We start from the raw sequence: 20,188 nt of genomic DNA, 5'->3' as shown, positions 1-20,188 counted from the left end.
GTCGAAGTGTTTTAATAATCACGTTCTAAACCTATAAATTGTTGCATCGAATGAATTTAGGGTAAGCAAATTTTTAATGTTTCTCGTACGCTTTACCCTTTCAAATACATTTTATCTAAGCCAAATTCGTCTTCTTTGAGCATGAAGGATTAGGAGAACATTTTACCTTTTTCATACTGTTCACCCCTCTATTAAAAATTCTTTAGGAAAGTCATCTTTTCTGAACGCGGATGACGTAATCTTATAGATAAGTGCCTGAACGGCGGTTCGAATAGGAAAATAATCAAACGAATGAACTGCGTGAAACTCAATTTAATTAAATTTGCCGCTTTCCTGCAAATTGACAAAAGCTGATAACATCACTTAGCTGCCAACGGAAATATGGTCTTATGAGAAATCGTAATCTTCTCCTGAGTACAATTTTCAGTTGAGACAGTCGCCCACAAAAAAAACGGCAATAATAAATTGCCGCTCCCTGAAAAATTGGATATGAAAATTATTATTTGATCATCACTTTCGTAGAAACTGAACCGTTGTCAGATTTCACATTTACAATGTAAACTCCTTTGTTAGATAATTGAAAGCTTGTGTCAGATTTTGCATTCAGCGTTTTTACCAAAGCACCATTCATGGTGTAAACCTCAACTTGAGTATTACCTGCTGTTTTAGCAATATTTACCTGATTTCCAACCGCGTATACCTGCGTGGTATTTTTAGTAACGTTGGAAGCGCCTAATGTTGCGGTAGTTCCAACATTTGTAGCAGTAATCTGATAAACATTCATCGCCTGATCTGCAGCAATGTAAATTCTCCCTGCACCGCCGGTGTAGTTTACAGAAGCAACCTGACCTACAGTGGAATCTGTGTAAAGGAATGAGCTGATGACGGACGTACCGTTCGTGACGTAGAGTGTACGGTTACCACCACCACCGTTTTTGTACCAAATTTTGATGCTTGAATTTCCGGTCACATCAAAATACATGGCTCGCTGTGTAGGCATGGCAAAATTAGTGGTACCTGAGGCATAACTTCCACCGTTAAATTTTAAGCGCTGCGTAAAAGAAATTCCGTCTATCGTGGCAGAGTTTGCTTCGATCGCGCCCATAGTTGTAGTTGTTCCTGTGATGAACCCTAAGTTATTGACAACTGTTGGTGCGGCATAACCGGAGCTTACCGGCCAGATAGCATCGCTAAAATTCCAGGTTGTAGTTTGTGCTGTAGAGAAGGCTGAAATAAGAAGCGCTCCTACCAAAGAAAGTAATTTTTTTTTCATGACAATGAATTTTAAGTTGTTGATTTTTATTTAATTATATCGATCGTAATCGATTACACAAATGTAAAATATTTTTAGAAAGTGTGCAAGAATTCTTTTTTATTTTTTTTGTTTCGAAGCTTATCAGTTCCGGTAAAACTTACACTGCAGCGAATCCTGCTCATTCCGGCCAGAAAGCACATAAATTCCTGACTGTAATTGGTTTACATCGAGTGTCGACAAAGTGGACTTAAGAATTTTGTTTTTGGTAAGAAGCAGTTGTCCGGTGGGAGAAAAAACCTGAAATGTGGTATTTCCGAAGTTCGCGGCCGGAATCTTAATTTGTAATTCGTGGTTTGCGGTCGGTGTACAATCTAATTTCCGACCCGCAGTACCGAAAGCATTCTTAACTCCCAAACCGGTACAAATACTCGGTGTAATAAGTCCCGAAGCCGAAACCTGTAAAGTAGCGCCGGCGCCACACGTAGCATCTGTCAGAATCCCCTCCACGTCTTCCACCGGAATGGGTGTTGTAACATAAGTTGGAGCCAAAACGGTCCCAAGATTAGATGGACTTCTAAGGGAATTTACATAATTGATGGCAACTGTACCACCGTCCCCGGGAGCCGGGCTGAAAACCGTAGCCACTTTTTTAAAGTTCGTATTTTGAACGTAGCACGTCGAATTATTGGCGCCGCCACCCAAACCAATTCCTGTGGCTCCGGCAACGGATGTATTATAAAAACAACTTATTATATGAAGTTCTGCATTTCTGGCTCTGGGCATTCTGCCTTTCACGCCTTCGCCCCAATAATTATTTTGAAACGTGATGCTGTACTTTCCATCTTCCGGAAAATCGGTGGCGCTGCTGCCGACCAGATTAGAAAACCGATGGTCATTGGACCCTCCCGACCCGCCTGCGACAGGTGGCTTTAGATACGTGAATTTGCACCAGGAGACGGACACGTTATCCGATTTTCCTTTAATATCGAAATTTCCATCCTGCCCATCCTGAAATTCGCAGTGGTCAACCCAAAGATTAAGCGCGCCATCGGCCGTTAAATTATCTTTTCCATCAATATCATAAGCGCCGGGACCTTTGAATATCAAATTACGGATGATCACATTATTAGATCCCGGTTTCAAATAGAGAATCCCGGCACCGGAAGTTTGATTGTCGTTAATAAGCGTCGCACCGGGCAAACCAATAAGAGATTTGTTCGTCACCACCGCGCTGATCGCCTGTCCCGATGGAATTGTGATCGTACCGGAAACCAGGATTACTTTTGCACCGGCCGCAGTTAAATTTGATTTTAATTCCGCAAACGTGGTAACAGTAACAGCGCTTGCATTTCCGCCGCCCGTCGTATTTGCACCGTAGCCCTGTGGCGTTGGCAGGTAATAGTTCTGGGTGTAATTGTAAGTGAAAATAAGGTTCAATAGCAGACAGAAAATGTATTTTTTCATTGCATTAATTTTTTAAAGAGTGAATTTTATCAGAATGACAACACTTCAATTCATGAGATGTTCATGAGCGTTTACCGAGAAATTAAACAGAAAAAAAACCTGCCCGACTTTTAAAAATTATTTTAAAAAAGAAGGCAGGTTGTAAGGATTATTTTAGGAATTACTAGTAGCCATAATCATTGACCAACAGACCATTACTGGAGTCTAAAAAGACCTGCCAGATGGGCCAAAACTGTTTCGCATCCGGATTATTTCTGTAAAGGGAATTAATTTTAGAATCTGACAAAGCGGTCCAGTTAAACGAAGTGTAGCCTGCTCCCGGATTTGTAAATTCGCCTCTGTTTAAACCATAGATAACAAGAGATTCGTTATCAGCGGCATACTTGTAATAAAGCGTTGACGGAACGTCGGCGTAAGCTCCCGTGCGGTTTTTCAAGTCGGTCATATCTAATTTTGCCTGTGCCATTTTAGATCCGAGGAGATTCCAGCGGATGAGCGCCTGTTTTCTTTCCATTTCACCGGTAAATTCAAACTTCTGTTCTTCAACAATAGCATTAAACATAGCCGTTTTACTGCCTAAAGCATTCACGTATGCCTCTACTTTTTGCGCCTGATCTGCAGCAGAAAAGGCTCTTTTACGAAGCATTTTCAAATAAACTGCAGCTGCAGCAGGACCTTCCAGCTCGTTTGCCGTTTCAGCCGCCATTAATAAGATTTCTCCGTAGCGCATATACATTTTATTTACGCCATCGTCATTGGTAGAAGTAACTCTTCTGCTCATCCATTCATATCTGTATTTTCCGAAAAACCAGCGGTTCAGTACGCTTAATTCCTGTTTTGCGGTCGGAAAATTATTCGTCAATACTGTGGAGTTGGGCGTACCCCATTTGTAAGGCACACACGTAACATCTCTTCGCAAATCCTTCGTGTCATAATCATAAAAAACGGTGGGCAAAGGGCCGCCCTGGCCACCTCTGTTTGCACCATTCCCCTGATACTGGTCCACACCAGTATGTGTAACCGCAAAAGTAAAGAGCATTCTGCCTCTACCCGCGCCAAACGGTATTTCCCAAAGCGATTCGCCGCCCGCGGAAGTATTTTCCTGATTGTATTTTTTCCATAGGCCTTCGAACGATGTTTCAAGTTTTGCTGTCCCGCTTGCGATAATTTCGCGGGTTTCGGCGAGTGCAAGCGGATACATTTTCGAAACGGCTAATTCCGGATCGTTACTTCGTCTCACACCGTCCGGATATTGCTGGTAGCCAGATGCTGCCAGGGCCAACCTTGCGCGGAGACCTTTTACAAATGCTTTATTCACTCTTTCGACGGAGGTGGTGGCAGCATTTCCGTTGGGCCACGGAACCAAAGTTGCCGCTTCCCCAAGATTTGCAATTATCTGTTTGTAAATAAGGTCTCTCGATTTTGCGAGATATACAGTTTCCGGTGTAATCGGCTCAAACCTGGCGGGCACATCGCCCCAGGCTTTCAGCAAATCTGCGTAATAAACCGCACGCAAGGTTAAAGCTTCGCCCAATAAATAGCCAAGATCGGATCCTGGCGTGGGATTTCCATATGCCCTTAAACCACGAATACAAATGTTTGCTCTCTCAATACCTGCGTACATTCCTGTTGCCCAGACATTGGTTACCTTATTCATTTCGCTGTTATTGGGTTTGGCGTCGTATGTGGCCAAATCTGCTTTATCACTGGAGGTGGATTCCGAGGCGTTGTACCAATCGGTATCGGTATTCATCCCGTACCAGGGCAAAAACCGACCGCGATAAGACTCGGTATCGCCGAAGGGAATTTTAATTCCATTTACTGCACCTTCAGCTAAACTTGCCGTAGAGAAGATTTTGGCTTCGTCTAAAGAAGAGGCAGAATCCGTTGTCAGGAAATCATCAGCAAAATCTGAACAAGATGCAAAAATAGAAACAAGTGCGAGTCCTGATATTATTAAATAATTTTTCATTTTAAATTAAATTTAGTAGTTAGAAATTAACATTTAATCCCAAAACATACATTCTGCTTTTAGGATAAGGCGAATAATCGACGCCCGGTGTTAAAGCGGTTTTTCTTCTTGTAGAAACCTCCGGATCCAAGCCCGAATATTTGGTTAAAACAAAAACATTATTCGCTGTGGCATACACTCTAATTTTAGAAAGTCCAATTTGGGACGTGAAAGATCTTGGCAAACTGTATCCTAAAGTTACATTATTAAGTCTTAAAAAAGAGCCGTCTTCGATGGCATAATCACTTAAAACAAAACGCGACATAAATGGAGACCACATGGTGGTGTTCGCATTTAAAGCAGCCAGGGCTGTAGGATCTGTAACGGTTGCACCGGTATTTGGATCGATATTCGTCCATCGTACACCATCCATTTGTTCCGTTGTTAAATTACGGTACTGTCCGTTTGGAGCGGAAGGCGTTCCGGTGGTATTTTCAATTTTATTTGCATTATAAATGTCGTTTCCAACAGTAAAGTTGAAAGCAGCGGAGAAATCGAAGTTTTTAAACGTCGTGTTCAAATTAAAACCTCCTGTATATTTCGGGCTGGTGTCGCCGATAATCGTTCGGTCATTGGCATCAACTTTTCCGTCTCCTGTTATATCTTTCAGTTTCATGGTACCCGGTTTAACTGTGCCTACAATGGTAGAAGCGTTGGTTACTCCTTCTTTCAGCGTGTAAACGCCGGAGGTTTCATTGTAATCAAAATCAGATACTTCATAGCGGCCATCGTTTAAATAACCAAAGATTTGCCCGATGGGTTCGCCAACTTTTAACTGAAACTCTGCAGCAATAGCAGGATTCCAGGTACTTGAGAAATACTGCGACACCAAGGGCCCAAGATCATTAATACGGTTTTTATTAAACCCAATATTGAAAGAGAAATTAACACTCGCTTCTTCTTTTCGTAAGACATCCACACTTACAGAAGCTTCGAGTCCTTTGTTTTGGTTTTCTCCAATATTTTGGTACTGGCCATCATAACCTGAACCTGGGAGGGGGAAGAGAATTAGTAAATCTTTCGTCAGGTTTTTGTAAAGTTCTACCGAACCGCTTACTCTGCCTTTAAAAAAGTCGAAGTCCAAACCAACATTTTGGGTAACTGTAGTTTCCCACTTCAAGTTTGAATTAAATAAAATCTTTTCCGTAGCCCAGTAGTTGCTCACATTATTAATCCAGCTACTGGGTAAATTGGTAAAGGTTTGAATCTGTTGTCCGGCAGGAATATTATTGTTTCCCGCTTGACCATAGCTCAACCTAACTTTTAAGAGATCTATCCAAGACACGTCTTTTAAGAAGTTTTCTTCATTGGCCTTCCATGCAACGGCCGCAGAAGGAAAATATCCCCACTTGTTGCCGCTGGAAAATTTACTGGATCCATCTGCTCTCATGGTCGCAGTAAATAAATACCGGTTTTTAAAATCATAGTTTACACGCCCAAAAAATGACAATAATTTATCATCCGGATCGGTAACATTCCCTACAGATTGTGGCTTGCCCACCGTAGAAATATTTAGGGCATCTTCGAAAGTAAAATCCGACGGAAATCCGTGAACAACATTTGTTACGGTATTTCGCTGGCTGATAATCATTTCCTGGCCCAACAATAATTTCAGGCTGTGATCCTCGCCCATTAATGCCTTGAAATCGTAATTTAAAGTGTTTGAATTTCTAAACCGGCGGTCTTCCCTGTTAAAAGTCACTACAGCAGGCTTTCCCTGAAAATCTGCCAACGGCACATTCTTCACATAATAGGTTCCTTTGCCATAGAAACGCGCATCTTTGTACCGGTAAAAATCGACGCCGATATCAGATTTGAACTGCAAGTTTTTAATGATCTTGTATCCTACGCTTCCCTGAATATTATAATTTCTTCTCTCCTGAGTACGGTCATTATCTGTAACAGAAGTATACGGATTGATTAAAGTATCGTCTTCAGTAGCATCCGCATCTTCTACCGTTAATCCAGGAACATAGAAAGGCGTGTAAAGGACGGCATTTTTCAGTCGGGAATCGGCGGACGAAACTTCGTTCTGCTCATTGGTTCCGCCGCCGTTAATAACAGTGTTGGAATGTCTGAAAGTGACCGAAAGGTTCAACTTATCCGTGGGTTTGCTTTTCAAATTAACAGACAGATTTTCCCGCTTCAAATCAGAACCCAACATAATTGCTTTTTCGTCGTAACGCGCCAAATTAATATTGTAGGTTGTTTTTTCGCTCCCGCCCCGGATGGAGATATCGTTGCTTAAAACCGTTCCCGTTCGTCCGAAAATTTCTTTTTGCCAATCGATTGGGGTTGCATTTGCAAAATTTCCCATCTGGTTATAATCTCCGAAATACTTGGTATATTTTTCCAAAGAACCGTCGAGGGTGGCATATTCGTACTGCCATTTTAAGTAATCCAGCGGCGAAAGTACATCCAGTGAATTTGCTTTCTGTTTAAATCCGCTGTATGTATTAAAACTCACCTGCAATTTGCCGGATCTGCCGCTTTTTGTGGTGATTAATATTACGCCATACGCACCTCTGGAACCATATATTGCCGTGGAAGAAGCATCTTTCAAAATGGTTAAGTTTTCAATATCCGAAGGTGAAACGTCGGACATGCTGTTGACCGGAAATCCATCAACGATAATCAAAGGAGAACTGTCTTGGGTGATGGAACCGCCACCCCGAATTCTGATACTGACTTCCGAATCGGGTGATCCTTCGGTGGTATTAATTTTTACACCGGCAATTTTTCCGGTTAATGCTTCTGCCACGTTAGAAACGGGTACCTGTACAAGATCCGAGCCTTTCAAACTCGACACCGAACCGGTAAGATCTCCTTTTTTGGCCGTTCCGTAGCCGATCATCACTACTTCTTCGATATTTTTCTGACGTGTTACTGTATCGTTAGCTTTTTGTTGGGCATAGAAACCAGGTGCAGACAGTAAAGCACATACTGCAACAGTAAGCTTTAATGTGGGCGTTAGTAAACTTTTGTTTTTCATAATTTACAATAATTTGGTTATGGCTTTTCGATTTTTTGGTTATTAATGGTGGTATTGATGAGTTTTAGATTCTCCACATTTTTAAGTTTGAAGTTTTCTGCAACCTTATCGATCGTCACATTTTTAAAAGTAATATTCTGTATTTTAGACTGGTCCAGTCCTTCCGCGAAAATGGCGTATTTGCCACCATTTTTAACTTTAACGTCTTCCAGAAAGATATTTTTGATGGTTGGGATGTTGTTTCCTTTTTGATCGCCATAAATTGCATAGTTCATGGTAATATGCAGAACAGCTTCTTTCACCTGGCCCACCGTAAGGTTTTTCACGTAAAATCCGTCAACCGTTCCGCCTCTTCTCGTATTCGTTTTTAAACGGATGGCGCGATCCAGTAAAGGACTGTCCATAAAACAGTTGTACACAAAAACATTTTTCACTCCTGCAGACATTTCGCTCCCAATGACCACGCCACCGTGCCCGTCGATCATCTTGCAGTCTCTTACGATCACATTTTCCGTCATAATCCCCACTCTTCTTCCTTCCGCATCCCGACCCGCTTTTATGGCGATACAATCATCTCCAGTATTGAAGGTGGTATTTTTGATGAGCACATTCTGAGAATATTCCGGGTCGCACCCATCATTATTCGGGCCGTGACTTTTAATATTTACACCGTCAACAATTACGTTTTTCGATTTTAAAGGATGAATAATCCAGAAAGGCGCATTGATGATATTGACGTCTTTAATTAATACATTTTCACACTCAAAAGGCTCGATGAAATTAGGCCGTAAATAATGCCCGTTTCCAAAAATGCGTTGCTCCAGCGGCACATTGTTTTCTGCCATATCCATCAAAACAGGCAAATTTCCTTTGTCCAACTGACTCGGGTCGCCGGGATTCCAGCCGTAAATAGAACCTTCCGAAGTTTTACCTTTCCAGGGCCACCAGTTTGCGCTGCTCGCCTGTCCGTTTAAAGTTCCTTTTCCGGTGATTGCAATATTCTTTTTATTTTTTCCGTAGATTAAAGGTGAGTAGTTCATTAATTCCATTCCTTCAAAGGAAGTATGCACCAAAGGATAAAAATCCTGCGGGTTTGTGCTGAACAAAATTTCCGCACCTTCGGAAACATGAAGATTCACATTGCTTTCCAGATGAATTGGGCCGCTTAAAAATTTGCCCGCCGGAACCAAAACCATTCCGCCTCCATTTTTTGAGCAGGTTTCAATTGCTTTTTTAATACTCGCCGTAGCCATTGTTTTGCCATCAGCCACAGCACCAAAATCTAAAATATTATATACTTTATTTTTGAAAACAGGCTCTTTAATACTTTTTTCAATTTTCAGCATTTGCTCGAGAGGAAAATTTTCCCCGAAATCAGTTGCTGTGACTTTTTTTGGGCTGCAGGCGGTAAGTAAAAGGACACCCAGAACTAAAGTCAAAAAGCGCGATAAACGCTCTGCCAGACAGGTGTTGTTTAAAAATAAGTTTCTCATAGTGCAATAATGTAATCGATTACAAATATAAACAAATTGGTTAAACACACAAATATTTTTAATTAATTTATGATTAATTCCACCTGTTTCGAATAATTCGATTTTTTACCGCCATAATCCTTGCGAAAATATTAGATTTGCATTATATTCTGTGATTTATTTACAATTCACTAAAAAATACTGATTAAATTATGGTCAAAAAAATAACGATATACGATATCGCTAAAGTATTGAATGTGACTGCGGCAACGGTTTCCAGAGCATTAAACGGAAACAAGAACATCAGCGAAGCCACCAAAAAGCTCGTCCTGGAAACCGCAAAAAAAATGAATTACGAACCTAATAAACTGGCACTTGCTTTAAAAAGCGGTAAAAGCAACAATATCGGCGTCATTGTTCCCAGAATTAACACCAATTTTTTCAGTTCCGTTATTCGGGGAATAGAAGATGAACTCAATCCCAGTGGCTATCACATCATTATTTGCCAAAGTCATAATGATGAAACGAAAGAAATTAATAACATTGAGTCACTGATTAATTCTCAGGTGGATGCCATATTTTTATCAACTTCCAGCAAACAGAGCGAGCAGTTCGAAAAAATACTAAAAAAGAACATTCCTCTAATTTTCTTTGACCGAAAAAAAACCATGGATGGCGTGAGTTCCGTGACCATTGACGATTTTTCTGGCGGGTACATGGCGACAAAGCACCTCATAGAGCAAGGTTGCCGGAAGATTGCGCATTTAGCCTCGGGCGATTTTGCGATTGAAATATTTCGCGACAGGCACGCGGGCTACCAACAAGCCTTGGCAGACCATGGAATCGATTACAGAGAAGATTTGGTGATGAGAACTAACAGCAAAATTGAAGAAGGAAAACTTGCCATCGAGCAGCTTTTTTCTTTGGCAGACAAGCCCGACGCTATTTTTTCTTCAAGTGATTTTGTAGCGCTCGGTGCCATTCAGGAATTGAAAGCACGCAAAATCAAGATTCCGCAGGAGGTTGCTGTGATTGGTTTTGCCAACGAACCCTTCACGGATTACGAAGAACTTTCCATCAGCAGCATCGATCAGTTCCCGGAAGATATGGGCAAAATGACGGCGAAGGTATTTCTGGAGCAGGTGAACAGTCCTGATATGGTGAAAATAGAAAAGAAAGTGGTTATGGAACCAAAATTAGTCATTCGGAAATCATCCAAAAAATAAGATAAAAAAAAGAGGAATTATTTAATTCCTCTTTTCATTTTATAACGAAACCCCTCTTTTCCAGGGAATAAACACGTCCTGTTTCAGTTGGTCTGCTTTTGTTTCTACGTTTCCACTTGCCAGTTCGATGATGTAATCTACAATTTCTTCGCCCACTTCCTGAATGGTTTTTTCGCCTGTAATGACGGTTCCTGCATTCACATCGATGATATCATGCATTCTTTCGATCAAAGCAGAATTGGAAGAAATTTTCACAACCGGCGCAATTGGATTTCCCATCGGATTTCCTAAACCGGTAGTAAATAAAACCACGGTCGCTCCTGCTCCAACCAATCCGGTAGTACATTCTGCATCATTTCCAGGCGTATTCAATAGGTTTAAACCCGGTTTTGAAATATATTCACCGTAATCCAAAACATCTACAATAGGCGCAGTTCCACCTTTTTTAGAAGCTCCGGCAGATTTCATGGCATCAGTAATTAATCCGTCTTTAATATTTCCGGGAGATGGATTCATGTCGAAACCTGAACCCGCATCAACAACGGATTTTTCAAAAGCTTTCATTAAAGTTAAAAACTTATCTGCTTTTTCTTCATCCACACAACGGTTCATTAATTCCTGTTCTACGCCGCATAATTCGGGAAATTCTGCTAAAATCGTTTTTCCACCCAGAGCAGCGAAAATATCAGAAACAACTCCTAAAGCGGGGTTTGCAGAAATTCCGGAAAATCCATCGGAACCGCCACATTCCAAACCAATACTTAATTTTGATAAAGGCGCCGGTTTTCTTTGAATTTGATTGGCTCTTTTAATGGCTTCAAAAGAATCTTTGATCACCATTTGAAACATTTTATCCGTCGTTCCAATTTGCTGTTGTTCGTAGATCAAAATTTCTTTATCGCTGTTTGGACTCATTTCCTTCAATGCATCCTGAAAGATATTCACCTGCAAATTCTGGCAACCCAAACTCAAAACTGTTGCTCCTGCAACATTAGGATTATTCACATAACCTGCTAATAATTTTGCCAGGAGTTCAGAATCCTGACGAATTCCGCCACATCCACCTTGATGATTGATGAATTTCACTTCGATATTATCTAAAAGATTTTCATTTCGAGATTGATCTTCAACTTCAGCAATATTTTTTTCTTCAATTAAAGAACGGAGGAAATTTTTGTAAGAAACTTCTTTTTTAGGCAACAATTCATTCTCGAAAATCTCTTTCAGTTTCTCGATATTTTTATTTTCACAGAAAACTAAAGGAAAAAACAACCATACATTTTTAGTTCCAACCTGTCCATCTGCACGATGAAATCCGTTGAATGTTTTATCTTTCCACCGATCAACATTGGGAACATTCCACCCTAAATTTCCGTTTTTCCCGAAAACTTTTTCACTTTGATGTTTTACATTTTCGGTGGTAATTACTTCGCCTCTTTTTATTGGTTGACTCGCCTTACCCACCAAAACGCCATACATAATAATATGATCACCAACTTCGAAATCTTTTTCGGCAATTTTATGTTTAGCTTTTACGGCAGTTTCGGTAACAATTTCTTGATTTTCAAAAGTTACGTTTTCGCCCTGTTCCAGGTTTTGCAAAGCAACAATAACGTTGTCTAAAGCATTCACCTTCATTAATTTTTTCATTTTCTATCAATTTTAAGAAAACTGTTCTATGTAATTTTGGTACCCTTTTTCAATACCGTTTTTATCGATTTCTGAAATTGCAACCGTAATTGCGTTTTGTAAACCTTCTATTTTATTCAGATCCTGATCCCAGAATTCCAAATTTCCCAATGTCTCTGAAACTGTTTTCTCCAGATCATTTCCGCTCCAATATTGATTCATTGTTTCCACAATTTCCGGAGAATCTTTTACGGGAAGTGCTTCATTTTGCCAACTTCCCTGATAAAATCTGATGGTTGCAGCCAATCCGAAAACCAGATTTAAAGGAAGTTTTCCCTGTTCTTTTTCATATTCCAAAATCGTAGGTAAAACGCGAACTTTAAATTTTGGAATTGAGTTTAAAGCAATATCTGAAAGTTGATGCTTGATGAACGGATTTCTGAAACGATCCATCACCTCATCTGCGAAATTTTTCAGATCTTCTTTGTCCATATCCAAAGTCGGAACAATTTCTTCGTAAGTCAATTTCTCGATAAAATTTCCTGTAAAATCATTATCCATCGATTGTTGCACGGTTTTATTTCCATACATAATGGAAAAAGGAACCATTGCGGTATGAATTCCGTTCAGAATTCGCACTTTTCTCGTGCGGTACGGTTGCATATCTTCTACAATTTTCACGTCCAGATTGGTTTTGTGAAAAGGTAATTTAGCTTTTAAATCTTCGCCACCTTCAATTACCCAAAGAAAAAATGGTTCTGCGGTAACCAAAATATCATCGTGATATTCCAGTTTGTCGTTATACTGATCGATTTCATTTCTTGGATAACCTGGAACAATGCGATCTACCAAAGTATTGTGGAAAGAACAGGCGTCGGAAATCCAGTTTTTAAATTCAATTTCCAGGTTCCATAAATCACAATATTGCATCAAAACTTTTTTCAAAGTATCAGCATTAAAGTTGATCAGTTCACATGGAATTATGGTTAAACCTTTCGTCTGATCACCTTTAAAATGCATAAATCTTTGATAAAGGAAAACGGCTAATTTTGCGGGAAATGATTGTGGACTTTGGTTAGAAATAACGTCAGTATCCACGAATTCTATTCCGGCTTCGGTGGTATTTGATATGACAAATTCGAGAGAATCAATTTTGGCAAGATCAAGATAATCCTGAAAATCCTTGTACGGATCAACACACTTCACCACGTTATCGATGAGATAAATTTCCTGAATTTCTTTTTTGCTTTTAATTCCGTTTAAAAATAAAGTATATAACCCATCCTGCTTTTCGATAAGATCGACCATGCCGCCTGGTAGCGGCTGAACCAAGGCAATTCCGGCATCAAATCCGAGTTCTTTATTGAGTTTGTAAAAAGCATAATCTACAAAAGCACGAAGGAAATTTCCCTCTCCAAACTGGAGGACTTTTATTGGAAGAATATTTTTTGAACCGTAATTTTCGCGGCTTAATTTAGTTTTTGTCTGACTTTCCATAGTGATCAATCTATTATAACTTTATATTTCGGGACTAATGATTTCATAATAAACCAGGCGATTAAATAGGCGACCGCACAAACGGAGAAAATAATCATGTATCCTGTATCAATTCCGTCGGAAAGTACAGCTCCGGAAGCTTTTATTGTTTTAAATAAATCTTCAGGAATCCGTTCTGTAGCGTATTGCGGATATTTTTCTAGAAAGGGTACGCCATCGATAGTAGTCCATGTTTTATGCGAATAATCGAATAATACGCCCGAGCCTTTATTGATTAAAAAAGATCCTAATCCTCCTGCCATTCCGCCAATACCGGTAATTGTTGCGATGGCTCTTCTCGGGAACATGTCTCCAACAACGGAGAAAATATTTGCGGACCAGGCCTGATGTGCGGCCCCTGCAATCCCAATGATGATGACCGGGAACCAAAAGGAAATACTTCCGGCAGGCTGCGCAATCAGGGCTAGAAGCGGAAAAAAGGCAAAAATCAACATCGCTTTCATTCGGCCGGAGTAAGGATTCATACCCTTTTTATCGACAAAATATCTTGGCAACCATCCGCCGATGATCGAAAGTAAAGTAATGGCATAAAGGATAAATAAGGGGATTGCACTCTGCTTGCTGTCCATTCCGTACACGGAACTCAGATAAGCCGGCGTCCAGAAAAGATAGAACCACCAAACTCCATCGGTTAAAAATTTCCCGAAAATAAATGACCACGTTTGTCTGTGTTTAAAAGCCTGTGCAAAGGTGAAACCTTTCGTTTTTTCGCCGGAATTTGTTTTTGCACATTCTTCTTCCGTATCATCCTGCTGAATATAGGTGAGTTCCTCTTTATTGAGTTTTTTACACCTGTGCGGTTTTTGATAATAAAATTGCCAAAGTCCCATCCATAAAAATCCTAAAGCTCCAATTACAATGAACGCCATTTCCCAACCATAAGCGGCTGCAATAAATGGAATCGTTAAAGGTGCGGCTAAGGCTCCAACAGTTGCTCCGGCATTAAAAATACTCGTCGCAAAAGCGCGGTCTTTTTTCGGGAAAAATTCTGCTGTTGTTTTGATGGCCGCCGGGAAATTTCCAGCTTCACCAACTGCTAAAATTAATCTCGCGAAAATAAATAAGGTAACACTTGTACTGATGATCAAAGCGGTGTTATCAACTTTTGCTAAAGCTTCTTTGGACCCTTCAAAACTCATGATCCAGTCGCCTGTTATAAAACCGGAGGTTGCAATTCCGCAAAATGCGTGTAAACAAGCGCCGACAGACCAAATTCCGATTGCCCACAAGAACCCTTTTTTCGTATCTAACCAATCCACAAATTTGCCGGCGAAGAACATACTTACTGCATAAAAAATTGAAAACAGAGCCGTAATATTCCCGTAATCATTATTATTCCAGTGAAACTCGGGTTCTATAAAATCCTTCCAGGTAAGGGACAAAACCTGTCTGTCCATATAATTAATAGTGGTTGCCAAAAAAAGCAAGGTGCAAATGGTCCACCTGAAGCTGGTTTGTTTTGTAGAAATTTTCTGTTCCATAGGAGTAATCTTTAAATAAATGAAGAACTATTTGATGGTTTGGAGCAAGTCCAGAACTTTTTTGGTTTCGGCTTGAATCGTTGCGTAATCTTTTGCTTCCATTAAAGGTTTGCTGATGAGTTTACTTCCCATTCCTACGGCCGAAACGCCGGCTTTGAACCAACCCGAAATGTTATTTTCCGTAGTATCAACTCCGCCAGTTGGCATAAATAAAAGATTCGGGAAAATATCTTTAATTCCACTCAAAAAATCCGGACCGAGCATATTTCCGGGGAATAATTTGATGAATTTTACACCGGCATTTTCTGCGGCAATAATTTCAGTTGGCGTCATACAACCCGGGCTGTAAAACAAATCTTTGGCAATTAAAAATTCTGCAACTTCCGGCACATATCCCGGACTGATGAAAAAATCAGCTTTTGCGTCTAAAAATTGTTTCGCCTGATCTAAGTTTTTGATGGTTCCAATTCCGAGCAACAAATCAGGCATTTCTGCATCGCGGATTTCTACCATTTTCTTGAAATTTTCTAAAGCTGCAGCTCCACGATTGGTATATTCTACGGCACGAACTCCGGCTCTGTAGATGCTTTTTAAAATCTCAAGGGTTACTTCTTCGCTTGGATTAAAATATAATGGAAGCATTCCCTGTTTTACAATGGCATCGGAAACTGTCTGTGTATTATTTGTCATTGGATTTGAACTTAAATTTTAACTTTAAAAACTATTTTTTTGATCAGATCGTCGTCTTTACCGATCATTGGTGCATGCACATCTTCCGGATAAAAAATGGCAAACTGACCGCTGTGCAACTGAAAAAATGTTTCCGGCTCATCCAGAAAAAACTGTACGTCTTTATTAGCATCATAATTGGTTTTTTTGGATTTACAATTTTCTAAAGGTTTCCAGCCGATGATTTCTTTTCCTTTTACACAAACCTGAATATCTATATTCTGCTGATGGCATTCAAATTTTTCTAAACTAAATTCTTTTGTTTTACCGGGTTTATTGCTGATGATGGCTTTTAAACCTTCTGCAATTTCTACGGTTCCGTCCGGTAATTTTGCTAAGTTATTTTGCTTTAAATAATCAAAAGCTTTTGCAAATAAAGGATGCAAACTGGTGTATTTATCGGCGTTTTTTAAAGTATCGATGATCATATTTAGTTATCAGTTGTTAGTTGTCAGTTGAGGGTTTTTGGAATTATATTTTTGGATTAAGCTGATAATTGCTTATTAATAACTGACAACTATCAACTGTAAACCATCAACTACATTCTATCTCGCAACTCTACCGGAAGCGTCGCCGCCCATTAATTTATTTACCTCATCGACGGTTACCAAGTTCGCGTCACCTTTGATGGTGTGTTTCAAACAAGAAGCTGCAACTGCGAAATCTAAAGCGTTTTGATCGTTATCCGGATAAGTTAACAAGCCATAAATTAATCCGCCCATGAAAGAATCGCCACCACCAACGCGATCCACGATATCTGTAATTTGATATTGACGGGTTTGCAACATTTGTTTTCCATCATATAAAACTCCGGCCCAAGTATTATGGGAAGCTGAAATTGAACCTCTTAAAGTGGTGATCACTTTTTTCGCTTTCGGGAATTTTGCCATCATTTGCTCGCAAACATTTAAAAATGCTTCCGCTTTTACGTCGTGACCATGAGTTTGAACAGCGTGTCCATCCGGTTTGATACCGAAATGCATTTCAGCATCTTCTTCATTTCCTAAAATTACGTCGCAGTGAGAAGTCAGTTCTGTCATAATTGCTTCTCTATCGCCGCCGTATTTCCATAATTTTGCGCGGTAATTAAGGTCGGTAGAAATGGTAATTCCCATTCTACTGGCAACTTTCACGGCTTCTAAACAAACATCTGCAGAACTTTGAGAAATCGCAGGTGTAATTCCGGTCCAGTGGAACCATTCCACGCCTTCGAAAACTTTTTCCCAGTCGATCATTCCCGGCTGAATTTCGGACATTGAGGAATGAGCACGGTCATAAACCACTTTGCTTCCGCGGGAAACAGCGCCGGTTTCCAGGAAATAAATTCCCAGACGATCACCGCCCCAAACAATTTTATCAACGCCAACTCCTCTTTTACGCATTTCCATCATGGCACATTCTCCGATATCATTTTTCGGCAAACGAGTTACAAAATCTACAGGAATACCGTAATTTGCTAAGGATACAGCCACATTTGATTCTCCACCACCATAAACCACATCGAAGTTATCGGCCTGTGAAAATCTTAAAAATCCTTGAGGAGCCAATCTCAACATGATCTCTCCAAATGTTACTACTTTTTTTGACATTGTATGATTTGTTTTTTTGTTAATTTTTTAATGAGAAATTTTACTTTTCTGTGCTAAATTTCTACCTGAACTTCTTATTTTTTATTTCACGAAATCTTCGCGCATCGGGCTGAAAGATTCAATTAAAACGCCATCTTCCAGACAAACCACTCCGTGCATCAAATTGGTTTTCAGAAAAAATGAATCGCCCTTTTTTAATATTTTTTTCTCGTCTTCGATCTGAACTTCAAAAGATCCTGAAGCGATGTAAGCAACCTGTGAATGGATATGTTGATGCAATTTTCCAATTCCGCCTTTTTTGAAACGCACAATTGTAAGCATCAAAGAATCATCGTAACCTGCCACTGCTCTGTCCAGATTTTCATCTATTTTTTCCCAATTGTAATCGCTTTGTTCTAAAAACATTTTGGTTTATTTTAAAAATTAAAATATTCTTTCGCATTGTTGTAACTGATGTCGGAAACCATTTTCCCGATCCATTCCATCTCATTTGGAAGTTCACCACTTTCGATTTCTTTTCCTAAAAGATTACATAAAACTCTACGGAAATATTCGTGTCTTGGGAATGATAAGAAGCTTCTGGAATCGGTTAACATTCCGATAAAACAGGAAATTAATCCCATGTTGGAAAGCGCGTTCATTTGTTTCGTCATGCCGTCTTTTTGGTCGAGAAACCACCATCCGGAACCGAACTGTACTTTTCCTTTCACGCTTCCGTCATTAAAATTCCCGATCATTGTTGCCAAAACTTCATTGTCAGCAGGATTTAAGTTATAAAGGATCGTTTTTGCCAATTTATCTTTGGAATCAAGCGCATTTAAAAATTTTGATAATTTTTCCGCCTGAGAAAAATCGCCGATCGAATCCCAACCGGTGTCCGGACCTAAAACCTTCAACATTCTTGCATTATTATTTCGCAAAGCACCTAAATGAAATTGCTGAACCCAACCAAATTCGTGGTAAGTTTCTGCGAGAAAAATTAAAATGGCACTTTGAAATTTCAATGCGTCCTGATGAGAAATGGATTTATTTTCTCTTTTATTTTTAAAGATTTCGGTGATTTCACTTTCTGTAAAGTTTTCGAAATATATTTGATCTAAACCGTGATCGCAAAGCTTGCAACCATTATCATTAAAGAAAACAATTCTTTTACGGAGTGCATCTTTTAGATCCTGATAATTGTGAATCATTACGTCTGCAACTTTTCCTAGAGTATCTATATAATCGTTGTAACCGTCGTTTTCAATCAAAATTGCTTTGTCCGGACGAAAAGCAGTGCTCATTTTTACACCAGCATTTTGCGTTTTATATTGTTGATGATATTCTAAATTATCAATTGGATCTTCAGTCGTACAAACGAGTTCTGCTTTGACTTTTTTCAATAAATTCTGAGTAGAAAATTCCGGCGTTTGTAATTTCGCGGAAGTTTCTTCATAGATTTTTTCGGCAGATCTTTCATTCAACAATACATTAATGTCGAAATAACGCGCTAATTCTAAGTGAGTCCAATGGTACAAAGGATTTCTCATGGTATAAGGAACGGTTTTTCCCCATTGTAGAAATTTATCTTTGTCGGAAGCATTTCCGGTGATAAAATTTTCATTAATTCCTAAAGTCCGCATCGCTCTCCATTTGTAATGATCTCCTTTGATCCAGACATCGGTAATATTATCGAAGATATTGTTTTCCGCAATTAATTTCGGGGAAAGATGATTATGATAATCGATAATAGGTTGATTTTTAGAATAATTGTGGTACAATTCTTCGGCAAATTTGTTTTCTAAAAGGAAATTATCGTGGATGAAATTCTTGCTCATTTTATTTTGTTTCTATAACTTATTTTGTTCTTGCGATACTTGCGCAGCCCGACCTGAGTGTATCCCGATATAAAATCGAGCGGGAACGAAGGGCATAAACGAGATAAAAGCGAAGGCTTTTATCAAAGTTTACGAACGAAGTTCTTAGCTGCCCAAAAAAATATTCCGCTTTACTAATTAACCTTCATTCGAAGGTTTGCCGATGGTTGCAAGGATTCCGCCATCTACATAAATAATCTGTCCATTTACAAAATCGCTCGCTTTGGAGGCTAAAAAAATTGCAGCGCCGCCTAAATCTTCCGGATTTCCCCATCTTGCGGCGGGAGTACGGCTGATAATAAATTCGTTGAAGGGATGTCCATCTACACGAATCGGCTCCGTTTGCGTGGTCGCGAAATATCCGGGACCAATTCCATTAACCTGGATATTGTGTTTTGCCCATTCTGTGGCGAGATTTTTTGTGAGCATTTTTAGACCACCTTTTGCTGCAGCATACGCAGAAACTGTGCTTCTGCCGAGTTCGCTCATCATGGAACAGATATTAATAATTTTGCCTTCCTTACGCGCTATCATTTGCTTTGCAACCAATTGAGACATGATAAAAGGACCAACCAAATCCACATCAATCACTTTTCTGAATTCTGAAACTTCCATGGAAATTGCAGGTTCTCTTTTGATAATTCCGGCGTTATTGACTAAAATATGAATATCGCCAACTTCATGGGAAATTAATTCTACATTTTTTTTGCCTGGATTTCATCCGTCACATCGAACAAATATCCTTTCGCAGAATATCCTTTGGAGTGATAATGTTCGAGCGCATTTTTCATTTTTTCCGGCGTATTTCCGGTGATGATAATCTGCGCGCCGGCTTCTGCCAAAGCTTCTGCCATTGCCATTCCCAAACCGTGACTTCCGCCTGTGATGAGTGCGTTTTTGCCTTTTAAGTCAAATAAATTCATCTGC

At 39.7% G+C, this 20,188-nt stretch carries 14 protein-coding genes and 1 pseudogene; 1 reads left to right on the top strand and 14 read right to left on the bottom strand.

Features of this window, described 5'->3' with window-relative positions:
- Positions 1 to 499: 499 nt before the first annotated feature.
- The 5 genes from L0B70_RS08990 to L0B70_RS08970 form a co-directional block, all read right to left on the bottom strand.
- Positions 500 to 1,273, bottom strand: a complete 774-nt coding sequence (locus L0B70_RS08990; RefSeq protein WP_235141473.1) for a T9SS type A sorting domain-containing protein — start codon at positions 1,271 to 1,273, stop codon at positions 500 to 502.
- A 123-nt stretch (positions 1,274 to 1,396) separates the two neighbouring features.
- Positions 1,397 to 2,719, bottom strand: a complete 1,323-nt coding sequence (locus L0B70_RS08985) for a T9SS type A sorting domain-containing protein (protein ID WP_235141472.1) — start codon at positions 2,717 to 2,719, stop codon at positions 1,397 to 1,399.
- A gap of 163 nt (positions 2,720 to 2,882) precedes the next feature.
- Positions 2,883 to 4,691, bottom strand: a complete 1,809-nt coding sequence (locus L0B70_RS08980) for a RagB/SusD family nutrient uptake outer membrane protein (RefSeq protein ID WP_235141471.1) — start codon at positions 4,689 to 4,691, stop codon at positions 2,883 to 2,885.
- A gap of 19 nt (positions 4,692 to 4,710) precedes the next feature.
- Positions 4,711 to 7,722 carry a TonB-dependent receptor gene (locus L0B70_RS08975; RefSeq protein ID WP_235141470.1) on the bottom strand — a complete coding sequence of 1,004 codons (3,012 nt, stop codon included), beginning with the start codon at positions 7,720 to 7,722 and terminating at the stop codon, positions 4,711 to 4,713.
- Positions 7,723 to 7,739: 17 nt separating this feature from the next.
- Complete coding sequence (locus L0B70_RS08970) at positions 7,740 to 9,068, bottom strand: glycoside hydrolase family 28 protein (protein ID WP_311195377.1); 1,329 nt, start codon at positions 9,066 to 9,068, stop codon at positions 7,740 to 7,742.
- A 338-nt stretch (positions 9,069 to 9,406) separates the two neighbouring features.
- Between L0B70_RS08970 and L0B70_RS08965 the strand changes: the two genes are divergently transcribed.
- A complete protein-coding gene (locus tag L0B70_RS08965) occupies positions 9,407 to 10,420 on the top strand; it encodes a LacI family DNA-binding transcriptional regulator (RefSeq protein WP_235141468.1) in 1,014 nt (337 codons plus the stop codon).
- A gap of 39 nt (positions 10,421 to 10,459) precedes the next feature.
- Here the strand turns inward: L0B70_RS08965 and L0B70_RS08960 are convergent, their stop codons facing one another.
- The 9 genes and pseudogenes from L0B70_RS08960 to L0B70_RS08920 form a co-directional block, all read right to left on the bottom strand.
- Positions 10,460 to 12,070 (bottom strand): UxaA family hydrolase, encoded by a 1,611-nt coding sequence (locus L0B70_RS08960; protein ID WP_235141467.1) that lies wholly within the window; start codon positions 12,068 to 12,070, stop codon positions 10,460 to 10,462.
- A 12-nt stretch (positions 12,071 to 12,082) separates the two neighbouring features.
- Positions 12,083 to 13,546 carry a tagaturonate reductase gene (locus L0B70_RS08955; RefSeq protein ID WP_235141466.1) on the bottom strand — a complete coding sequence of 488 codons (1,464 nt, stop codon included), beginning with the start codon at positions 13,544 to 13,546 and terminating at the stop codon, positions 12,083 to 12,085.
- A gap of 5 nt (positions 13,547 to 13,551) precedes the next feature.
- Complete coding sequence (locus L0B70_RS08950) at positions 13,552 to 15,087, bottom strand: MFS transporter (protein WP_235141465.1); 1,536 nt, start codon at positions 15,085 to 15,087, stop codon at positions 13,552 to 13,554.
- 27 nt (positions 15,088 to 15,114) lie between these two features.
- The gene (locus L0B70_RS08945; RefSeq protein WP_235141464.1) at positions 15,115 to 15,777 is read right to left on the bottom strand and encodes a bifunctional 4-hydroxy-2-oxoglutarate aldolase/2-dehydro-3-deoxy-phosphogluconate aldolase; all 663 of its coding nucleotides are present in this window, start codon (positions 15,775 to 15,777) and stop codon (positions 15,115 to 15,117) included.
- Between the two features lie 11 nt (positions 15,778 to 15,788).
- On the bottom strand, positions 15,789 to 16,244 hold the full coding sequence (locus L0B70_RS08940; protein ID WP_235141463.1) for a YhcH/YjgK/YiaL family protein: 456 nt from the start codon (positions 16,242 to 16,244) through the stop codon (positions 15,789 to 15,791).
- A gap of 117 nt (positions 16,245 to 16,361) precedes the next feature.
- The gene (locus L0B70_RS08935) at positions 16,362 to 17,405 is read right to left on the bottom strand and encodes a sugar kinase (RefSeq protein ID WP_235141462.1); all 1,044 of its coding nucleotides are present in this window, start codon (positions 17,403 to 17,405) and stop codon (positions 16,362 to 16,364) included.
- A gap of 81 nt (positions 17,406 to 17,486) precedes the next feature.
- The gene (locus tag L0B70_RS08930; RefSeq protein WP_235141461.1) at positions 17,487 to 17,810 is read right to left on the bottom strand and encodes a cupin domain-containing protein; all 324 of its coding nucleotides are present in this window, start codon (positions 17,808 to 17,810) and stop codon (positions 17,487 to 17,489) included.
- A gap of 11 nt (positions 17,811 to 17,821) precedes the next feature.
- Complete coding sequence (gene uxaC, locus L0B70_RS08925; protein WP_235141460.1) at positions 17,822 to 19,222, bottom strand: glucuronate isomerase; 1,401 nt, start codon at positions 19,220 to 19,222, stop codon at positions 17,822 to 17,824.
- Between the two features lie 177 nt (positions 19,223 to 19,399).
- Positions 19,400 to 20,184, bottom strand: a pseudogene (locus L0B70_RS08920) (gluconate 5-dehydrogenase).
- Positions 20,185 to 20,188: the final 4 nt, after the last annotated feature.

Origin of the sequence: Kaistella sp. 97-N-M2, assembly GCF_021513235.1 — a bacterium.
GTDB lineage: Bacteria > Bacteroidota > Bacteroidia > Flavobacteriales > Weeksellaceae > Kaistella.
The sequence above is the reverse complement of the archived record's forward strand: the minus strand, read 5'-3'. Positions and strand labels throughout refer to the sequence as shown.